This is a genomic window from Spiroplasma endosymbiont of Panorpa germanica, from assembly GCF_964019765.1.
Classification (GTDB): Bacteria; Bacillota_I; Bacilli_A; order Mycoplasmatales; family Mycoplasmataceae; genus Spiroplasma_B.
In genome coordinates this window covers 659,395-677,893 of sequence record NZ_OZ026461.1, presented here as the reverse complement: position 1 = coordinate 677,893, position 18,499 = coordinate 659,395, and the positions used below count along the sequence as shown (strand labels likewise).

The window sequence follows — 18,499 nt, the reverse complement described above, 5'->3', positions numbered from 1 at the left end:
ATAAGCAAAAAAATAAAGAAAAAAGGAGTGATTTGATGAGTCATAAATTAGAAATTAAAAACCTTCACGTTGAAATTGAGGGTAAGGAAATTTTGAAAGGAATTAATCTGGTAGTCAAAACGGGGGAAACTCATGCCTTAATGGGACCGAACGGAAATGGAAAATCAACGCTTTTAATGGCAATCATGGGTCACCCCAAATATAAAATTACTAAAGGCGACATTTTGTTTGATTCGCATTCAATTATTGAAGATCCAGTTGATGAAAGAAGTCGAATGGGGATTTTTCTAGCTTTACAAAGTCCCCAAACAATTCCAGGAGTTAGTAATTTAGAATTTCTAAAATATATTGTTAATTCACACAGTGAAGAAAAACAAAAATTACCCAAGATATTTGCTGATATTAAAACTGCAGCAGGAGAACTTAATTTTGATGTTAATATGTTAAAACGTTCAGTTAATGATGGTTTTTCTGGTGGAGAGAAAAAGAAAAACGAAATTTTACAAATGAAACTGTTACATCCCAAATTCGCACTAATCGATGAAATTGATTCAGGGCTTGATGTTGATGCTTTGGAAATAGTTTCACAAAATTTAAACAAGGAAAATGTAAAAGATTTAGGAATGATTATAGTTTCGCACTACGATCGTTTTTTCAATAAAGTAGCTCCAACACACGCTCACGTTATTATTGATGGAAAAATTGTTGTTTCCGGGGATGCTAAAATTGTGGAGAGAATAAATAAAGAGGGATATTCATGAGCGAAATCAGACAAGAAAAATTAAAGCTATTTCAATTAGATAACCAATTTGATTTATTAAAAAAAGCTTCTCAAGTAATTGAATACAAGAAAAGTCAAACCAGTTTTATTATTATTGAAAAAGAAACTAATAAAATCGAAATTAAAATTGCCAAGAATGTTGAACTGGAATTGATAATTTTGAATTTGAATCAAAATAAAATTAGTACAGCTAAAAAATTAGAAATCGTATTTAATTTAGCCGAAAACAGTAAACTAGTGTTAAGATATGCTAACTTGTCAAATGAAAATATTGATGAGAATATTTTGATTAATTTAAATGGTCCAAATAGTAGCGTTGATTATTATAGTGCAACAATTGCTTTTGATAACTTAGAGAAGCATTCATTTATTAATCCTATTCACTTGGCTCGAAATACTACCAGTGATATTTCAAGTTATACAATAATCAAGGATAAGGCGTTAGGATTTGTTAAATGTGCCAGTGATATTCGCAATGGTTCAACTAATTCTGAAGCCCATCAAGAATTAAGGTTACTAATCTTAGATAAAACAGCCAGAGCTCACTCAGATCCTATTTTATTAATCGATGAAAACGATATTGTGGCTAGTCACGCAAATGCGATTGGAATGTTAGATCAAGAACAAATCTTTTACCTAAACTCAAGAGGTCTAAACGATTTACAAGCCAAAGAGTTGCTAATAATGGGTTTCTTTAAACCAATTTTAGAACTAATTAGCCTCCGCAATCAAGATTTCGCTGATTACTTAACTGTTCTTTTAAAGGAGAAAATCAAATAATGAAAGACTTTAAAAGCTTATTCCCATATTTAAAACATAACAAAGATGTAATTTATTTTGATAACGCAGCGACAAGTTTAAAACCAGATGTGGTGATTGATTCACAAAGAGAATATCTTGAACTAATTGCTGCCAATCCCCATTCTCAAGACTACAGCAGCGCCTTTAAAGCTTGAGAAGTTCTGAATGAAACACGTAGTAAAATTTTGACATATGTAAATGCCCCAAAAGATAGTCAAGTAATATTTACTTCAGGAGCAACACACAGTTTTAATCAAATAGCTTTTGGACTAAAAAACTTTATTCTCAAAGATGATGAGGTTTTAACCACAACTTTGGAACATTCCTCAACTTTACTACCTTTAATTGAGGTTTGTAAATTAAACTCAGCGAACTTAAAACTTTTAGATTTGAAAAAAGATGGAACAATTGATGTTGAACTTATTTCTCAAAAGGTTAATTCACGAACAAAATTAGTGGCGTTTGCTTCTTCAACTAATGTTATTGGAGGATTTAATGACATTGAAAATATTGTTAAAGAAATCCGTAAAATTAATCCAAAAGTTTTGGTGGCAATAGATTTATCTCAGTCAGTTGGTCATGAAATTAGTGACTTTAAAAAATGAGATATTGATTTGGCAGTTTTCTCAGCACATAAAATGTATGGACCATTTGGAGTTGGAGTTCTTTGAGGAAAAAATGAATTTCTAGAGTTACTAGTTCCCATATTTTATGGTGGAGGAATGAGTGGAAAAGTTGCAGGGGACTTAAGTACTTTTCAAGTTCAAGATTTACCTGAACGTTTAGAAGGCGGAACCCCAAATATTAGTGGAATTTATGGTTTTAATAAAGCATTGGACTTCATTAATTCAATTGGGTTGAGCGAAATCGTTGAAAAAGAAGTTGAATTAAAAAAATATGTGATTGAAAAAGCTTCTAAAATGGATAAAGATTTAGTCAAATTTTATAATTTGCAAAACAACAGTCCGCTTTTAACTTTCAGTATTAGAGACTACAATCCCCAAGATATAGCAACGTTTCTTTGAGTTAAATATAAAATTCAAATTCGTTCAGGAAGTCATTGTGCTAGAATTGTTAGCACTCATCAAGGATTCCCTGAGATTTCGATTAGAGCCAGTTTCTCCTTCTTTAATACAAAAGCAGAGATCGATAAACTTTTTGAGGCTATTGGTAATAGCGACGATTTCATTAGCGCCATAATATAGAGGAGAATTAGTTATGATAGACAAAAATGATAAAATGTTAGTTCGTCAAATTATAATGTCGCATTTTGTTAATCCAGACCAAAAGGGTTTGAGCGATAGTAAAGAATCACTAAAAGAATTGCAAAATAGTCGCGTTTGTAGCGATGAAATAACAGTTGAAATCGCTTTTAAAGATGACATAATTAATTATGCAAAATGAGATGGAGTAAGTTGTGTTATTTCTGCTGCATCAAGTGATATTTTAGCAGAGCAATTGAGTGGTAAGACTTTTAATCAAGCTCTAGAAATTCTAACTAATTATCATAAGTTAATAAAAAATGAAGATTATGAAGAAGATAAATTAGATGAGTTAATAGTTTTTATTAATGTAGCTGAACAAGGTAATAGAGTTTCTTGTGCTTTATTAGGTGCCAATGGGTATAAAAATTTGATTTTACAAGCAATGGAGGGTGAAAATGAAACCATTAAAACAAACTAAAACTATCAAAGAAATCAGTAAGTATAAATATGGTTTTAATGAGGGTGAATCTTCAGTTTTCAAAACCAAAATGGGAATTAATGAAGAAATCATTAAAGAAATCTCACGACACAAAAACGAACCCAAATGAATGTTGGATTATCGTTTGGAAAGTTTTGCTAATTTTTCAAAAATGCCTCAACCAGGATTTGGTCCAGATCTTAACTTTATTAATTTTCAAGAATATTGTTATTTTAATCAAGCAACTGATAAAACAGTTTCGGATTGATCAGAAATTCCTGATAATATTAAGAACACTTTTGACCGATTAGGTATTCCTCAAGCAGAAAAAGATTTTCTTATGGGAATTAATGCGCAATGAGATGCCACCCCAATTTATTCGAAAATGTTAGATGAGGTGAAGTCACAAGGAGTAATTTTTACAGATTGTGATACTGCTTTGCGTGAACATCCTGAATTATTTAGAAAATATTTTGGAACCTTAATTAAAAATGATGATAATAAATACGCTGCGTTAAATGGAGCAGTTTGGTCAGCTGGAACCTTCATTTACATTCCTAAAGGTGTTAAGTTGGAGAAACCACTTCAAGCTTACTTTAGAATTAACTATCAAGCAGCAGGTCAATTTGAACGAACCTTGATAATTGTTGATGATGATGCAAGTTTACACTATATTGAAGGTTGTACAGCTCCAATTTATTCTAAAAACAATTTACATGCAGCTAATGTAGAGTTATTTGTAGGAAAAAGAAGTAGTTTAAGATATACAACAGTTCAAAACTGAAGTGATAACGTTTTAAACCTAGTTACTAAAAGAAGTTTAGTAGATGAAGATGGAAGAATGGAATGAGTTGATGGAAACATTGGTTCAAAAATTAATATGAAATATCCTTCTTGTATTTTAAAAGGCGATCGTGCTCAAGGTGATACAATTTCAATTGCGGTAGCCAAAAATGGAGTTTATCAAGATGCTGGGGGTAAAATGATTCATCTGGGAAAAGAGACTAAGTCTAAAATTGTTTCTAAATCAATAACATTCCAGGGGGGAACTGCTAACTATCGTGGATTAGTTTATATTGGTCCTCAAGCAACAGATTCAAAAGCTCGAGTTGAATGTGATACTCTAATTTTGGATAATCAATCTCACTCAGATACAATTCCTAAAAATAAAGTTGAAAATAATTTGTCTCAGATTGAACATGAAGCAACAGTTTCAAAAGTAAGTGAGGAGCAATTATTCTACTTAATGAGCCGAGGTCTTACAGAAATGCAAGCCTTAGAAATTATAGTAATGGGTTTCATTGAACCATTTACCAAAGAATTACCTTTGGAATATGCAGTGGAGTTAAACCAACTAATCAGAATGGATATGGAGGGTTCTGTGGGATAATGAGTGATAAAGTTTTTCTTAGAAAAAAAATTAAGAATTTAATTTCCTTAAAAAACGATGAAGAACTTGAAGCAGCTAGCAAAAAAATCTCAAGTAAAGTCATAAAATATATTACTGATAATGGTTTTAAACATGTTGGTATTTATAATTCTTTAAACGATGAAGTTTCCACTGATTTTATAGTGGATTTTTGCTTTATTAATACTATTAATGTTTATATGCCAAAAATTCAACCAAATTTTAAGCTAGATTTTTTTCAAGTTTTTAAAAATGAAGATTGATATGAAAATAGTGATTTTAAAATTAAAGAACCCAAGGTAAAAGAAGATAATGGGGTTGACCTATCTGCTATGGAAATTATAATTGTTCCTCTTGTTGGGTTTGACAGTTATAAAAATCGACTTGGAAGAGGTAAGGGTTATTATGATAGAGTTTTGGCTCAATTCCCAAATACTCACAAAAAAATTGGGATTGGTTTTAGCTTTCAAATGGAAGATAACGTTCTACCAATTGATGAAAACGACATCCCCTTAGACGTAATTTTTACTGAAAAATTTACATTATAATATCGATGCCATCAACATCGTTTGGAAATTCTTCAAGTAAAATCATTTCAATTCCCTCACGAAATGTCACGTCAATTAATCCGCAACCAATACAATTACCCATTAGTCTTATGTAAACTATTCTGTTTTTATAGGCAACAAACTCCATATCACCGCCATCTTGTTGAACGAAAAACTTTAATTCGTTAATTTTGTCCTCAATTTTTTTAGTAGTTGACTCCATATTTCCACTCCAGCTATATAAATAATTATAATTTATTTTACATAAAAATAGAGTTTTTTCGGAAATTAGGTTTATAATAACAATGGAGGAAATTAATGTGTTAAACAAAGGACAAATTATTAATGCTAAAATAACAAGCATTGTGAACTATGGAGTATTTTCAGAAGTTCATTCAGAAGATGGAGAATTAATCGCAAAAGGATTAATCCATATTAGTGAACTTTCGGACTTTTTCGTAAGAGACATAAACAGTTTTTTTGCAATTGGAGACGTAATTGAAGTACAAGTACTTGAATACGATGCAGCAAAAAAACAAGTGAAGCTTAGTTATAAAGCATTACACCCTGAACTGCTAAAGAGTTCAGAAAATAAAATCCAAGAAACTGGAAATGGTTTTTCTAAACTAGAAGACAGTATTGACGATTCGATGAATAACGACTAATTGGTTGTAAATTTTGGAGAAATAAAATGATAAAATTAAATTTAAAAAATTCAAAACTAGAAAATATTGAAAAAATAATTGACATTAAATTAATTAAAGAAACAAGTAAGAAAATTTTTGAGAAAAGCGGACAGGGTTCTGATTTTCTAGGTTGATTAGATCTACCTGAGAAATTTGACAAAATAGAGTATAAAAAAATGCAAGAAGTTGCAAAAAAACTTAGAGAAAAAATTGAAGTTCTGATTGTAGTTGGAATCGGAGGTAGTTATCTTGGTGCAAGAGCTGCTGATGAGATGATTCGTGGTTTATATCCAAAAGGTGGATGTGAATTGATCTACGTTGGAAACACAATATCTTCAAGTTATACTAAACAGGTTTTAGACTATGTAGAAAACAAGAAATTTGGGATTGTTAATATCTCAAAATCTGGTACTACAACAGAACCCGGAATCGCTTTTAGAGTGTTTGAAAATCTTTTAATTAAAAAAGAAGGAACCAAATCTGCTAGTGAACTTATAGTTGCAGTAACTGATAAAAGTCGTGGTGCATTAAAAACCATGGCTGATGCTAAGGGATATCAAACTTTTGTTATACCTGATGATATTGGTGGAAGATTTAGTGTTCTTACACCAGTTGGTATATTCCCGCTTTTAGTAGCTGGAGTTGATACTGACGCGATATTGGACGGTGCTAAAAAAGCGATGAATGATACCAAAGCTGATGATTTAACAAATACTGCATACCAGTATGCTGCAGCAAGATACATTTTGCATACAAAAAAAGGTTACAAAGTTGAAACACTAGTTTCATATGAACTGCAAATGCAAATGTTTACTGAGTGATGAAAACAACTATTTGGAGAATCAGAGGGAAAAGATGGCAAAGGATTATTACCTACAAGTGTTGTCTTTTCAACTGATTTACATTCTTTGGGGCAATTCATTCAAGAAGGAACCAAAGGACTACTCTTTGAAACAATTTTAAAAATTAAAAATCCTCTTTTAAATTTAGCTATTCCAGCGGACAAAGATAACCTGGATGGATTAAATTACCTACAAAAAAAATCATTCCATGAAGTTAACAACATCGCCTTACAAGGTGTTGTTGAAGCCCATGCAAATGAAGGTGAAATTCCAAATATCATTTTAGAGATAGACGAAATGAACGCTAATGCTTTCGGGTATTTATCATACTGATTTATGAAGGCTTGTGCAATGAGCGCTTATTTATTGGATGTAAATCCATTTAATCAGCCTGGTGTTGAAGTCTATAAAAAAAATATGTTTAAACTACTAGGAAAAGAATAATTGGCATTAAATTGATCTACTTAGATTTTAAAAGCAATCCTCAATTGGGTTGTTTTTTTGTTTTTTGCTAAAAACTTCTTAATTAATAGCATTTATTGTATAATTTTTAAAGGGAGAAGCTTATGATAGGAAAGAAAACTCTAGTTGACTTAGCTAAGCGTCAAAAAAAATTAGACAATTACATTTACGAAAAAAAGCAGATAAAATTTAGCAATCAAATTAGTAATAAGAAAATGATCGCCTTTTTTGTGGAATTAGGGGAATTTATTAATGAAGAAAGAAGCTTTAAGTTTTGATCTCAAAAACCAGCGAGTCCTAGAAATGTTTTACTAGAAGAGTATATCGATGGTTTGCACTTTATTTTAAGCATTGGTTTAGAAATCGGTTTTGATTTTGAAAACTTTGAATCCGATAATTTATCAAAACAAGAAACTTTAGAACAAGAGTATTTACAATTAATAAGTTTTTTTAGTCAGTACTCTTTATCAAAAGATAGCAACAATTTTACCATTCTTATGAACAGTTTTTTTAAGATTGGCTCTTGATTTGATTTTAGCGAACAAGAGCTCTTAGATACTTATTTCAGAAAAAATGAGATTAATTTTAAAAGACAAGAGAATCAATATTAGTTAAAAAAGGGGGTTTAGTTATGAATTATAAAAAAAGAAAGCCTAGCGAAGAAACTATCATTGACGCTAGTAAGCGTCCAACCTTAACTTTGGACAGTACAATCCAGTATACTCAAGAAATTAATTTAGACCTTGTTGATACTTATGAATTACAAAATTCAAGTCCTGATTCAGAAATTAAAAATCAAGACCAAAGTATCGATTTATCTAACACAGTTATGCCAGATCCAAATAGTGAAGTTAACGTTTACAAAAAGGGGTGAGCTTTAGAATCACTTCGTGTGGCCAAATCAGAATTTTCGAACAAAAAAAATAAAATTCTAATGGTTAATCAACCAAAACCAAACTTGAAACTTTCAAATAAGCAATTACAAATAATCAATAATACTTTTAAAGAGAAAATCCTTTCGATTTCTGAAAAATGCGTTATCCTAAAAGATAGGAAATTTGGCTACGAGATTTTTATCAATGGTGTGGATAACCGTTACTGAGTAAATGCCCTAGAATTTCATGAACCAATTAATTTTAAGAATCCAAAGTATAATCACGTTTGACAGGGTAATTCTTTTATTGGTTATGGATTTAAAACTTTTGAAGAGTGTTTAGAAAAGACTAATGAACTAATGGTTCGCGGAAAAACAGGAGTTAATTTGTTTAAAGATTATGTAGTGGATATTAATTTTGAAAGAAATCGTTTCATTAGCAGCACAAGAGATTTTAAACTTTTTAATTACGTAGAATATTGCAAAATTGAGAAATGATACTTGAAGAATAAAATCAATATTATGATAAAAACTGCAGGTCAAAAGGACCTTGAAGATTTAAACGATGAAATCAAAAGCCAATTTAGCCAAAAATTAAAAACAACAGCAGTTCAAGCAATCCAATCAAAAATGTTGTTACCCCCAAGAAGATGTAAATTTATGATAAGTATCCCTTGTCAAAATCCAAAATATCGTGGTAAAGATTTTGCAAATCCAGAGAATAAGCTATACAAGATTGGTTTTTTATTTAATGACTAGTCCGATAATTACTAGCATGACAAATGCTTATGTTAAAAAAGTGATTGAATTAAAGTCAACAAAAGTTATTAAAGAAAAGAAATTATTTATTGTTGAAGGAGAACACTTGGTGCTTGAAGCTATGAAAAATCACCAATTAAAAGAAGTTGTGGTTGTCCAAAAAGCTAGTAACCTTGTTTTGGAAAATATCAAACAAACCTTGGTAACTGTTGAGGTTATGAAGAAGATCAGTGACCTCAAAACTCCAGCTCATATAATTGGGGTTTGTGAAATAAAAGAATCACAAGTGGATTTTAAGGACAACATTTTGATATTAGAAAATATTCAAGATCCAGGAAATATGGGCAGTTTAATTCGTTGCGCCGCGGCTTTTAATTTTAAAACCATTATAGCCTCTGAGGATTGTGTGAGCTTTTTCAATTCAAAGACAATTCGTGCAACTCAGGGAAATCTATTTGCAATCAATTTGGTTAGTCAAGATTCAATCGAAGCGATTAGACAAGCTTTAGATCATGATTTTGAAATCATTGGAACGGATTTGAAAAAACCCTCTGTTGATTTTGATGAAATTAAAACCCCAAAACTAAAGGCTTTACTTCTTGGTAACGAAGGCACTGGTCTCAGTACAAAGGCAACAAGCTTGATTACTAGAAACTTTTTAATTAATATAAATCCCGAAGTGGAATCTTTGAACGTTTCAATTGCTGGTGCCATCATTATGAATTTAATAAATCAATAGTTGATAAAAATTTAAAAAAAAGCGGGGAGTCTCCGCTTTTTGTCGTTATAATATGAAAAAGGAGTTTTGAATATGGAATTTAAATCAGTTATAAATGGTAAGAAAATCGATAATAATCAATGACTGGAAATAATTAACCCAACAAATTTTAAGATAGCAGGTCGTGTTACTGCGCTTGATGCTAAAAGCATTGAGTCAGCTTTTAAAAGCGCTAGAAATTCACAAGAGTCGTGGGAAGAAACTAAACTACTTGATAGAATCGTGATTTTGAAAAATTTTCGTGACCTAATCGAAACAAACATTGAAAAGATTTCTGAGATAATGATGTTAGAAATCGCTAAAGGTCTTAAAGATTGCCGTAATGAGGTATTAAGAACTCTAGAATTAATTGATTATACTTTTGAAGAAGCTAAAAGATTAAATCCTTTAGCCTTAACAGGAGAAGAACTTGGAGTAGAAAATAAAATTGGAGTTTTTTCAAGGGTTGCTAAGGGAGTTGTTTTAGCAATTTCTCCATTCAACTATCCAGTAAATTTAGCTTTGGCTAAAATTTTCCCAGCACTAGTGACTGGAAATACGGTTGTTTTTAAACCAGCAACTGCAGGTAGTTTGGTTGGAGCCTTCATTGGAGAACTAAGTATTGAGGCTAAATTACCGAATGGAATTTTTAATGTTGTTACTGGAAGAGGTAGAGAAATCGGTGACTTAATATCTACAAATAAGGAAATTGATTTCATCTCTTTCACCGGCAGTGTTGGAATTGGAAATCATTTAAAACAAATCGCTAGCACCAAAGATATGGTTTTAGAACTAGGGGGAAAAGATCCGGCGATTGTTCTAGACGATGAGAATCTTGATTTCTATGCCAATGAAATTGTAAATGGAGCTTTTGGTTATTCAGGACAAAGATGTACGGCAATTAAAAGAGTTTTGACAACAGATAAAGTGGCTGATCAATTAGTACCGATTATTCTAAGAAAAGTACAAGCATTAAGCATGGGTGAACCCAAAGATGATGCTTTTATTACACCGCTAATTGATGAAAAATCAGCACTATTTGTTAAGGGATTAATTGATGACGCTAAAGGGAAAAAAGCTTTGATCTTACATGGGGGCGCTCTAGTTAAAAATCGCTTGCAACCAACATTGGTAGACAATGTGGATACAACAATGAGACTTGCTTGAGAAGAACCTTTTGGTCCAGTTTTGCCAATTATTCGCTTACGAAGCAATGATGAAATAATTAAAGTTGCCAATGAGACTGATTTTGGACTTCAAGCTTCAGTATTTGGTAGAGATATTTTAGCAGCCATTAAAGTTGCTAAAAAATTAAAATGTGGTACTGTCAATATTAATGGAAAATCACAAAGAGGACCAGACAGTTTTCCATTCTCAGGAATTAAAGATTCAGGAATGGGTGTCCAAGGTGTTAGAGAAGCACTTTTAAGTATGACTAGATATAAGGGGATTGTACTAAACTACAATTAAAATTAATGAAAAGAAAAATTACAACAATCGATCGTGTACAAAGGTTTATTAACAAACTATATTGAAATTTAGAAAAAACAGCAAGCATGAGAATGAAGTTTTCTAAAAAAAGTGAGTATCCAGAAGTTGAAAGAATGAATCGTCTGATGGATGTTTTTTATAAAAATAAGGATTTGAAAATAACTGATCCTGAAAATATCACAAAATACAAAACTATGGCAATTGATGATGTAGAAATAGAACTAATAACATATATACCAAATCCTGATTCAAAAAAATGAATTATTGCATCACATTGATTTGGGGGTCATAAATTTTGATCACTTTATCACGCCCTAGTATTATCCAAAGCGGGATATAATATTTTAGCCTACGATTTTAGAAATCATGGTAATAGTGGAAAAGCGCCAGCCACAATGGGAGCCACTGAACACCGAGATTTCATAGCCGCTTTAGGTTGACTTAGAAAAGAATATACCGATATTGAATGTCTTGGGATTATGGGAACCAGTATGGGAGCTTATGTGACTGAGTATAACAATATTGTTAATGGCGATATTCTAAGATCAGTGGGATTAAAATTTTGTATTGCTGATGTACCTTATGGTTCAATGGAAAGTTTGTTTTGAAAAGTAAAGCATCAATATATTAAAACTTTGACCAGAAAAACAACAGAAAAAAGAATTAATAAATTAATAAATAAAATTAATCTGTCAGCTAACGTTGATTTAAGAGATTGTAATTTATTTCGTAAATTAAAATATGAAAATTATATTCCTGCTGCACCAACTTTGTTTTTGCACGGAAAATATGACCGATTAACCCCGGTGGCAGATAGTTATGAACTTTATATTTTAAGTGAAGCTGTTGTCAAAGGAAATCAAATTTATACCTTTATTAATTCACCCCATACTCAATCAACTAGAGTACATTTTCAAACTCAAACTCGCTTAATGCTAGAGTTTGTTCACAAATATGATCCCAAAGGTTTTGATATTGAAGAAATTTTACAAAGTTATTCAATCACTGAACCTATACCAGATAACTACGGAGTTTAATTAAACTCCGTATTTTATTTCTCCCAGAATGGGAATTCAAAAAACCGAAATTGTGATATAATATTTAATATGCAACATTAGGGGAGTGGAAGAATGACAAAAAAAATGGCTTTAACAATAATGATTCCGCTTTTTATCTTATTACTGATTTCGGGTTTCATGATTGAACAAGTAATCATTACTGCAGAACCACAACTACAAATGGGTAAAATAGTTTGAGGGTTCAACTTCTTAAGTTTATTGATCAGTCAAGTGCCTAATTCATCAAGTTCAATGCCCTTAAATAATTTTTTCGCAGCACTGGTATTATTAGGATTTTTAGCTATGGCTATTTTTGGTTTTGTGGCAATGATTACAGTTCCACTTTATTATAAAAAAAACAATTCAAAGAGTTTGCGTTCTACTTCAGTAGCGATGCTGTTTTTAGTATTGTTTATAACTATTTTTGTGCAAATGATAATGAAACATCTTTCATATTCAGATTTAGAGACAGGAAAAATTGGTATTAACTTATCAAGTTTCTCGATTTTATTTTGGAATTTTTCAGAAAAAAGCAAATGAACCTATGTTGTTCAAGGTATAACACCGGCAGTATTTTATGCGATCATATTTTTGACCATCTTATTAATTGTTGGTTTAATGATGAATAAAAAAAATAAACCAGTTTTAGAAAAAAGAGAAAAACAAGACAATGAATTTTTAAGTTTTCAACAACCATTAAAAAGAGTTGACACTATTCGTGCTAATGAAGATTCAATTGATCTAAATTCTAAAATAAATCGTTTAAGATCTGATTTAGCAAAAAGTCCTGCGGAAATGAAAGGTTCAATTGATGATTCACAAGTTAATATCCAAACTGTCGAAGAAGATATTAGACCTCAACCGGTCTTGAAACAATTTGTCACTCAAGAATTAACCCAACCAATTGAAACAACTCAAGTTGAACCTTTTATTACAGTTAAAGATGAGACTATTAGATTTGATAGTGAACCAGAAGTTCAAAGTCAAACCTTTGTAGCAACTAATGCAGTTGAAAAGGTGATAGATCCATACGTTAAAACAATCACACCAAGAAGAGCTGGTGATCAAAAAGCGCAACAATTTGTAAATCAAGGTCCAATCGGGGTAACTTACCACGACCCAATGATGGGCTTCAAAAAGAATCGTGACTTAGTAAAACCAGAATATGAGAACAAGATTTTCCTTGGTGATTCAGATCGTATTTGAAATGCCATCAAGAATGCCAATCGAGATGTGTTAAAAAAACATCCTGCATCATTGCAAAATCAAACACCTCAAAAAGATTACTATCAACCAAATGAGGCTGAAATTGAGAAAATTAAAAGTATTTACACTTATGATAAAACAATAGACTGAGGAGAAGATTAAAATCTTCTTCTTTTTTATAATGTATAAATAAGTTTAATTAATGTACTTTTTTTATAACTTTTTTCACTTTTTTTCACTTTCTTATTGACATAATATTCTGGTTTTGGTAGTATAAATAAGTCGCGAATATGCGGCACAAATGATCTTTGAAAACTAAATAGAACAATTTACAACAATCATTAATTGTACAATTTAACTTGTATCAATTTGTTTGAGTTTAATAAAATAAAGGATAGTCAGAATCAAATATAGTCACATTTTTTTAAATGAGAGTTTGATCCTGGCTCAGGATGAACGCTGGCGGCATGCCTAATACATGCAAGTCGAACGGGGTGCTTGCACCCAGTGGCGAACGGGTGAGTAACACGTGTCTAATCTACCTTTTAGAGGGGGATAACAGTTGGAAACGACTGCTAATACCGCATACGACACCACTATGGCATCAGAAGGTGTTGAAAGGTCCGTTTGGACCGCTAAAAGATGAGGATGCGGCGTATTAGTTAGTAGGTGAGGTAATGGCTCACCTAGACGATGATACGTAGCCGAACTGAGAGGTTGATCGGCCACATTGGGACTGAGATACGGCCCAGACTCCTACGGGAGGCAGCAGTAGGGAATTTTTCACAATGGACGAAAGTCTGATGAAGCAATGCCGCGTGAGTGATGAAGGTTTTCGGATCGTAAAGCTCTGTTGTAGGAGAAGAACAACTAGGAGAGGAAATGCTCTTAGTCTGACGGTACCCTACCAGAAAGCCACGGCTAACTATGTGCCAGCAGCCGCGGTAATACATAGGTGGCAAGCGTTATCCGGATTTATTGGGCGTATAGGGTGCGTAGGCGGCTTAGTAAGTTTGAGGTTAAAGCCCGGAGCTCAACTCCGGTTCGCCTTGAAAACTGCTTTGCTAGAATACAGGAGAGGTAGATGGAATTCCAAGTGTAGCGGTGAAATGCGTAGATATTTGGAGGAACACCAGTGGCGTAGGCGATCTACTGGCCTGTTATTGACGCTGAGGCACGAAAGCGTGGGGAGCAAATAGGATTAGATACCCTAGTAGTCCACGCCGTAAACGTTGAGTACTAAGTGTCGGCAATATGTCGGTGCTGCAGCTAACGCATTAAGTACTCCGCCTGAGTAGTATGCTCGCAAGAGTGAAACTCAAAGGAATTGACGGGGACCCGCACAAGTGGTGGAGCATGTGGTTTAATTCGAAGCAACGCGAAGAACCTTACCAGGGCTTGACATCCAGTGCAAAACTACAGAGATGTAGTGGAGGTTAACATTGAGACAGGTGGTGCATGGTTGTCGTCAGTTCGTGCCGTGAGGTGTTGGGTTAAGTCCCGCAACGAACGCAACCCCTATTATTAGTTACTAACATTCAGTTGAGGACTCTAATGAGACTGCTAGTGTAAGCTAGAGGAAGGTGGGGATGACGTCAAATCATCATGCCCCTTATGTCCTGGGCTACACACGTGCTACAATGGTCGGTACAAAGAGTCGCAATCTCGCGAGGGGGAGCTAATCTCAAAAAGCCGATCTCAGTTCGGATTGAAGTCTGCAACTCGACTTCATGAAGCCGGAATCACTAGTAATCGCGGATCAGCAACGCCGCGGTGAATACGTTCTCGGGTCTTGTACACACCGCCCGTCACACCATGAGAGTTGGTAATACCAGAAGCAGGTGTCCTAACCGTAAGGAGGGAGCCTACCAAGGTAGGATTAGCGATTAGGGTGAAGTCGTAACAAGGTATCCGTACGGGAACGTGCGGATGGATCACCTCCTTTCTATGGAGAGAATTAAGTAAATGAAGCTGAAAGTGACTAAGTGTATTAACAGCTTCGACTATCCTTTATGTTCTATTTAGTTTTCAGAGATTATTTGAATAATTTGGCAACAAATTATTGATAATCTTTGAAAAAAGAATTGTTCTTTGAAAACTGAATATTAGATGAAAAAATACAATTTTCTTATTTGTTTTATATAAATAAAAAATTAAACATCAATTGTTATTAAAAAACTAAAATTGAAATCATAAATTTGCAATAGGTTTTTCTCTAAAAAGTATAGTAAGGGCATATGGTGAATGCCTTGGAAAATGGAGCCGAAGAAGGACGTGACTACCTGCGAAAAGCATCGGGGAGCTGGAAGTGAGCTTTGATCCGGTGATATCCGAATGGGGAAACCCAATACGATTCATCTCGTATTATCCATGACTGAATTCATAGGTCATGAGAAGGGAACCTTGGGAACTGAAACATCTTAGTACCAAGAGGAAAAGAAATCGAATGAGATTCCGTCAGTAGCGGCGAGCGAAAGCGGAACAGGCCAAACCGGTCTACGGACCGGGGTTGTAGGACCTTAGTTAGAGTTACAAAATTAATGTATAGCAGAAGCTGTTGGGAAGCAGCACCGCAGAGGGTGATAGTCCCGTATGCGAAATACATTAATCTCGAAGAGGTATCCTGAGTACGGCGGGGCACGTGAAACCCTGTCGGAATCTACCCAGACCACTGGGTAAGCCTAAATACTACCATTTTACCGATAGTGAACCAGTACCGTGAGGGAAAGGTGAAAAGTACCCCGAGAGGGGAGTGAAATAGTTCCTGAAACCATATGCTTACAAGAAGTCAGAGCCCGTTAATGGGTGATGGCGTGCTTTTTGTAGAAAGAGCCGGCGAGTTACGATATCGTGCAAGGTTAAGCGGAATCCGTGGAGCCGTAGTGAAAGCGAGCCTTAATAGGGCGTTTAGTACGATGTCGTAGACACGAAACCGGGTGATCTAGCCATGAGCAGGTTGAAGTTTGGGTAAAACCAAATGGAGGACCGAACCAACGTTCGTTGAAAAGACCGTGGATGACTTGTGGCTAGCGGTGAAATTCCAATCGAACCCGGAGATAGCTAGTTCTCCCCGATATAGCTTTAAGGCTAGCGTCGAGGTTTAGGACAATGGAGGTAGAGCACTGAATGTATGATGGCCCCACCTAGGGGTACTGAATGCAATTAAACTCCGAATGCCATTGTTTCATACTCGGCAGTCAGTACATGGGTGATAAGGTCCATGCACGTGAGGGAAACAGCCCAGATCATCAGTTAAGGTCCCTAAATGTATACTAAGTGTGTAAGGATGTGGAATTGCACAGACAGCTAGGATGTTGGCTCAGAAGCAGCCATCATTTAAAGAGTGCGTAACAGCTCACTAGTCGAGTGATTCTGCGCCGAAAATGTACCGGGGCTTAAGTATACTACCGAAACTATGGATTGGCGCGTAAGCGTCAGTGGTAGGGGAGCGTTCTAAGGGCGATGAAGTCAGACCGTGAGGACTGGTGGAGCGCTTAGAAGTGATTATGCCGGCATGAGTAACGTTTGGGGGTGAGAATCCCCCATGCCGTTTGACCAAGGTTTCCTGGGCAAGGTTCGTCCACCCAGGGTTAGTCAGGACCTAAGGCGAGGCCGAAAGGCGTAGTCGATGGACAACAGGTTGATATTCCTGTACTACTATGTAGAGTGATGGAGTGACGGAGAAGGATAGTGGAAGCCAGCTGTTGGATATGCTGGTCTAAGCACAAAGGGGTGTACGTAGGCAAATCCGCGTACTTTAACTCTGAAGTGTGATGGGGAGTGAACGCTTCGGCAAGTAGCGAAGTCCATGACTCCATGCTTCCAAGAAAAGCTTCTAGCGCTAATCTACATGGTACCTGTACCTAGAACGAACACACGTGGTCAAGGAGAGAATCCTAAGGCAAGCGAGAAAACTGTAGCTAAGGAACTCTGCAAAATCACCCCGTAAGTTCGCGAGAAGGGGTGCTCACTTTATGTGAGCCGCAGTGAAGAGGAAGGGGCAACTGTTTAGCAAAAACACAGCTCTCTGCAAAGTCGTAAGACGAAGTATAGGGGGTGACGCCTGCCCAGTGCCGGAAGGTTAAGAGGAGTGGTTAGTTTCGACGAAGCCATGAATTGAAGCCCCGGTGAACGGCGGCCGTAACTATAACGGTCCTAAGGTAGCGAAATTCCTTGTCAGGTAAGTTCTGACCCGCACGAAAGGCGTAATGATCCCTTCGCTGTCTCGGCTACAGACTCGGTGAAATTTTAGTACCAGTGAAGATGCTGGTTACCCGCAACTAGACGGAAAGACCCCGTGGAGCTTTACTATAACTTGATATTGAATCTTGGTGTAACATGTAGAGGATAGGTGGGAGACTATGAAGCAATCACGCTAGTGGTTGTGGAGTCATCCTTGGAATACCACCCTTGTTACATTGAGGTTCTAACCTCGGTCCGTTATCCGGATCAGGGACAGTGTCTGGTGGGTAGTTTGACTGGGGCGGTCGCCTCCTAAAATGTAACGGAGGCGCTCAAAGGTATTCTCAGTATGGTTGGAAATCATACATAGAGCGCAAAGGTAGAAGAATGCTTAACTGCGAGACTTACAAGTCGAACAGATGCGAAAGCAGGACTTAGTGATCCGGCGGTCCCGTGTGGAAGGGCCGTCGCTCAACGGATAAAAGTTACCCCGGGGATAACAGGCTGATCTCCCCCAAGAGTTCACATCGACGGGGAGGTTTGGCACCTCGATGTCGGCTCATCGCATCCTGGAGCTGAAGTCGGTTCCAAGGGTTGGGCTGTTCGCCCATTAAAGCGGTACGCGAGCTGGGTTCAGAACGTCGTGAGACAGTTTGGTCCCTATCTGTTGTGGGCGTAGGAAAATTGAGAAGAGCTGACCCTAGTACGAGAGGACCGGGTTGGACGCATCCCTGGTGCACCTGTTGTTCTGCCAAGAGCATAGCAGGGTAGCTATATGCGGAACGGATAATCGCTGAAGGCATCTAAGCGAGAAGCCTCCTTCAAGATGAGTTTTCCCATTGTTTAGCAAGTAAGATCCCATGTAGACCACATGGTTGATAGGCTGGGTGTGTACGCACGGTGACGTGTTTAGCTTACCAGTACTAATAGATCGAGAGTCTTTTTAGAATTAAGAAAAATC

Annotated in this window: 15 protein-coding genes and 2 rRNA genes; 16 read left to right on the top strand and 1 reads right to left on the bottom strand. The window is 35.3% G+C overall.

Features of this window, described 5'->3' with window-relative positions:
- Positions 1 to 35: 35 nt before the first annotated feature.
- The 6 genes from sufC to AACK87_RS03065 are packed head-to-tail and all read left to right on the top strand — an operon-like array spanning position 36 to position 5,221.
- The gene (gene sufC / locus AACK87_RS03090) at positions 36 to 785 is read left to right on the top strand and encodes a Fe-S cluster assembly ATPase SufC (RefSeq protein ID WP_338971428.1); all 750 of its coding nucleotides are present in this window, start codon (positions 36 to 38) and stop codon (positions 783 to 785) included.
- On the top strand, positions 758 to 1,561 hold the full coding sequence (locus AACK87_RS03085; RefSeq protein WP_338971425.1) for a SufD family Fe-S cluster assembly protein: 804 nt from the start codon (positions 758 to 760) through the stop codon (positions 1,559 to 1,561). Before sufC ends, AACK87_RS03085 begins: the two co-directional genes overlap by 28 nt.
- Complete coding sequence (locus tag AACK87_RS03080) at positions 1,561 to 2,787, top strand: aminotransferase class V-fold PLP-dependent enzyme (protein ID WP_338971422.1); 1,227 nt, start codon at positions 1,561 to 1,563, stop codon at positions 2,785 to 2,787. The genes AACK87_RS03085 and AACK87_RS03080 overlap by 1 nt, the downstream gene beginning before the upstream one ends.
- Positions 2,788 to 2,800: 13 nt before the next feature.
- Complete coding sequence (locus tag AACK87_RS03075) at positions 2,801 to 3,265, top strand: iron-sulfur cluster assembly scaffold protein (protein WP_338971419.1); 465 nt, start codon at positions 2,801 to 2,803, stop codon at positions 3,263 to 3,265.
- Positions 3,243 to 4,655, top strand: coding sequence for a Fe-S cluster assembly protein SufB (gene sufB / locus AACK87_RS03070; RefSeq protein WP_338971417.1), 1,413 nt, complete (start codon positions 3,243 to 3,245; stop codon positions 4,653 to 4,655). Before AACK87_RS03075 ends, sufB begins: the two co-directional genes overlap by 23 nt.
- Positions 4,655 to 5,221: a 5-formyltetrahydrofolate cyclo-ligase gene (locus AACK87_RS03065; protein WP_338971414.1), complete on the top strand. Its 567-nt coding sequence runs from the start codon at positions 4,655 to 4,657 to the stop codon at positions 5,219 to 5,221. Before sufB ends, AACK87_RS03065 begins: the two co-directional genes overlap by 1 nt.
- Here the strand turns inward: AACK87_RS03065 and AACK87_RS03060 are convergent.
- Positions 5,211 to 5,444 carry a NifU family protein gene (locus tag AACK87_RS03060; RefSeq protein ID WP_338971412.1) on the bottom strand — a complete coding sequence of 78 codons (234 nt, stop codon included), beginning with the start codon at positions 5,442 to 5,444 and terminating at the stop codon, positions 5,211 to 5,213. The two genes, AACK87_RS03065 and AACK87_RS03060, sit on opposite strands and share 11 nt — an antisense overlap.
- 97 nt (positions 5,445 to 5,541) lie before the next feature.
- On the opposite strand from AACK87_RS03060, the gene AACK87_RS03055 reads away from it, so the two are divergent.
- The 10 genes from AACK87_RS03055 to AACK87_RS03010 all read left to right on the top strand — a co-directional run bounded on the left by AACK87_RS03055 (position 5,542) and on the right by AACK87_RS03010 (position 18,486).
- The gene (locus AACK87_RS03055) at positions 5,542 to 5,886 is read left to right on the top strand and encodes a S1 RNA-binding domain-containing protein (protein ID WP_338971410.1); all 345 of its coding nucleotides are present in this window, start codon (positions 5,542 to 5,544) and stop codon (positions 5,884 to 5,886) included.
- Between the two features lie 26 nt (positions 5,887 to 5,912).
- A complete protein-coding gene (locus AACK87_RS03050; RefSeq protein WP_338971407.1) occupies positions 5,913 to 7,193 on the top strand; it encodes a glucose-6-phosphate isomerase in 1,281 nt (426 codons plus the stop codon).
- Positions 7,194 to 7,315: 122 nt separating this feature from the next.
- Positions 7,316 to 7,822, top strand: coding sequence for a dUTP diphosphatase (locus AACK87_RS03045; protein ID WP_338971405.1), 507 nt, complete (start codon positions 7,316 to 7,318; stop codon positions 7,820 to 7,822).
- Positions 7,823 to 7,842: 20 nt separating this feature from the next.
- Positions 7,843 to 8,844, top strand: a complete 1,002-nt coding sequence (locus tag AACK87_RS03040; RefSeq protein WP_338971402.1) for a hypothetical protein — start codon at positions 7,843 to 7,845, stop codon at positions 8,842 to 8,844.
- Entirely contained in the window at positions 8,837 to 9,583 is a 747-nt protein-coding gene (locus AACK87_RS03035; protein ID WP_338971399.1) for an RNA methyltransferase, read from the top strand. The genes AACK87_RS03040 and AACK87_RS03035 overlap by 8 nt, the downstream gene beginning before the upstream one ends.
- Positions 9,584 to 9,655: 72 nt before the next feature.
- Complete coding sequence (locus AACK87_RS03030) at positions 9,656 to 11,071, top strand: NADP-dependent glyceraldehyde-3-phosphate dehydrogenase (RefSeq protein WP_338971396.1); 1,416 nt, start codon at positions 9,656 to 9,658, stop codon at positions 11,069 to 11,071.
- A 5-nt stretch (positions 11,072 to 11,076) separates the two neighbouring features.
- On the top strand, positions 11,077 to 12,129 hold the full coding sequence (locus AACK87_RS03025; protein WP_338971394.1) for an alpha/beta hydrolase: 1,053 nt from the start codon (positions 11,077 to 11,079) through the stop codon (positions 12,127 to 12,129).
- Positions 12,130 to 12,222: 93 nt separating this feature from the next.
- Positions 12,223 to 13,518 (top strand): hypothetical protein, encoded by a 1,296-nt coding sequence (locus AACK87_RS03020; RefSeq protein WP_338971392.1) that lies wholly within the window; start codon positions 12,223 to 12,225, stop codon positions 13,516 to 13,518.
- Between the two features lie 262 nt (positions 13,519 to 13,780).
- Positions 13,781 to 15,301 (top strand): 16S ribosomal RNA (locus tag AACK87_RS03015).
- 271 nt (positions 15,302 to 15,572) lie between these two features.
- Positions 15,573 to 18,486: ribosomal RNA gene (locus tag AACK87_RS03010) — 23S ribosomal RNA — on the top strand.
- Together the 16S and 23S rRNA genes form the textbook arrangement of a ribosomal RNA operon.
- Positions 18,487 to 18,499: the final 13 nt, after the last annotated feature.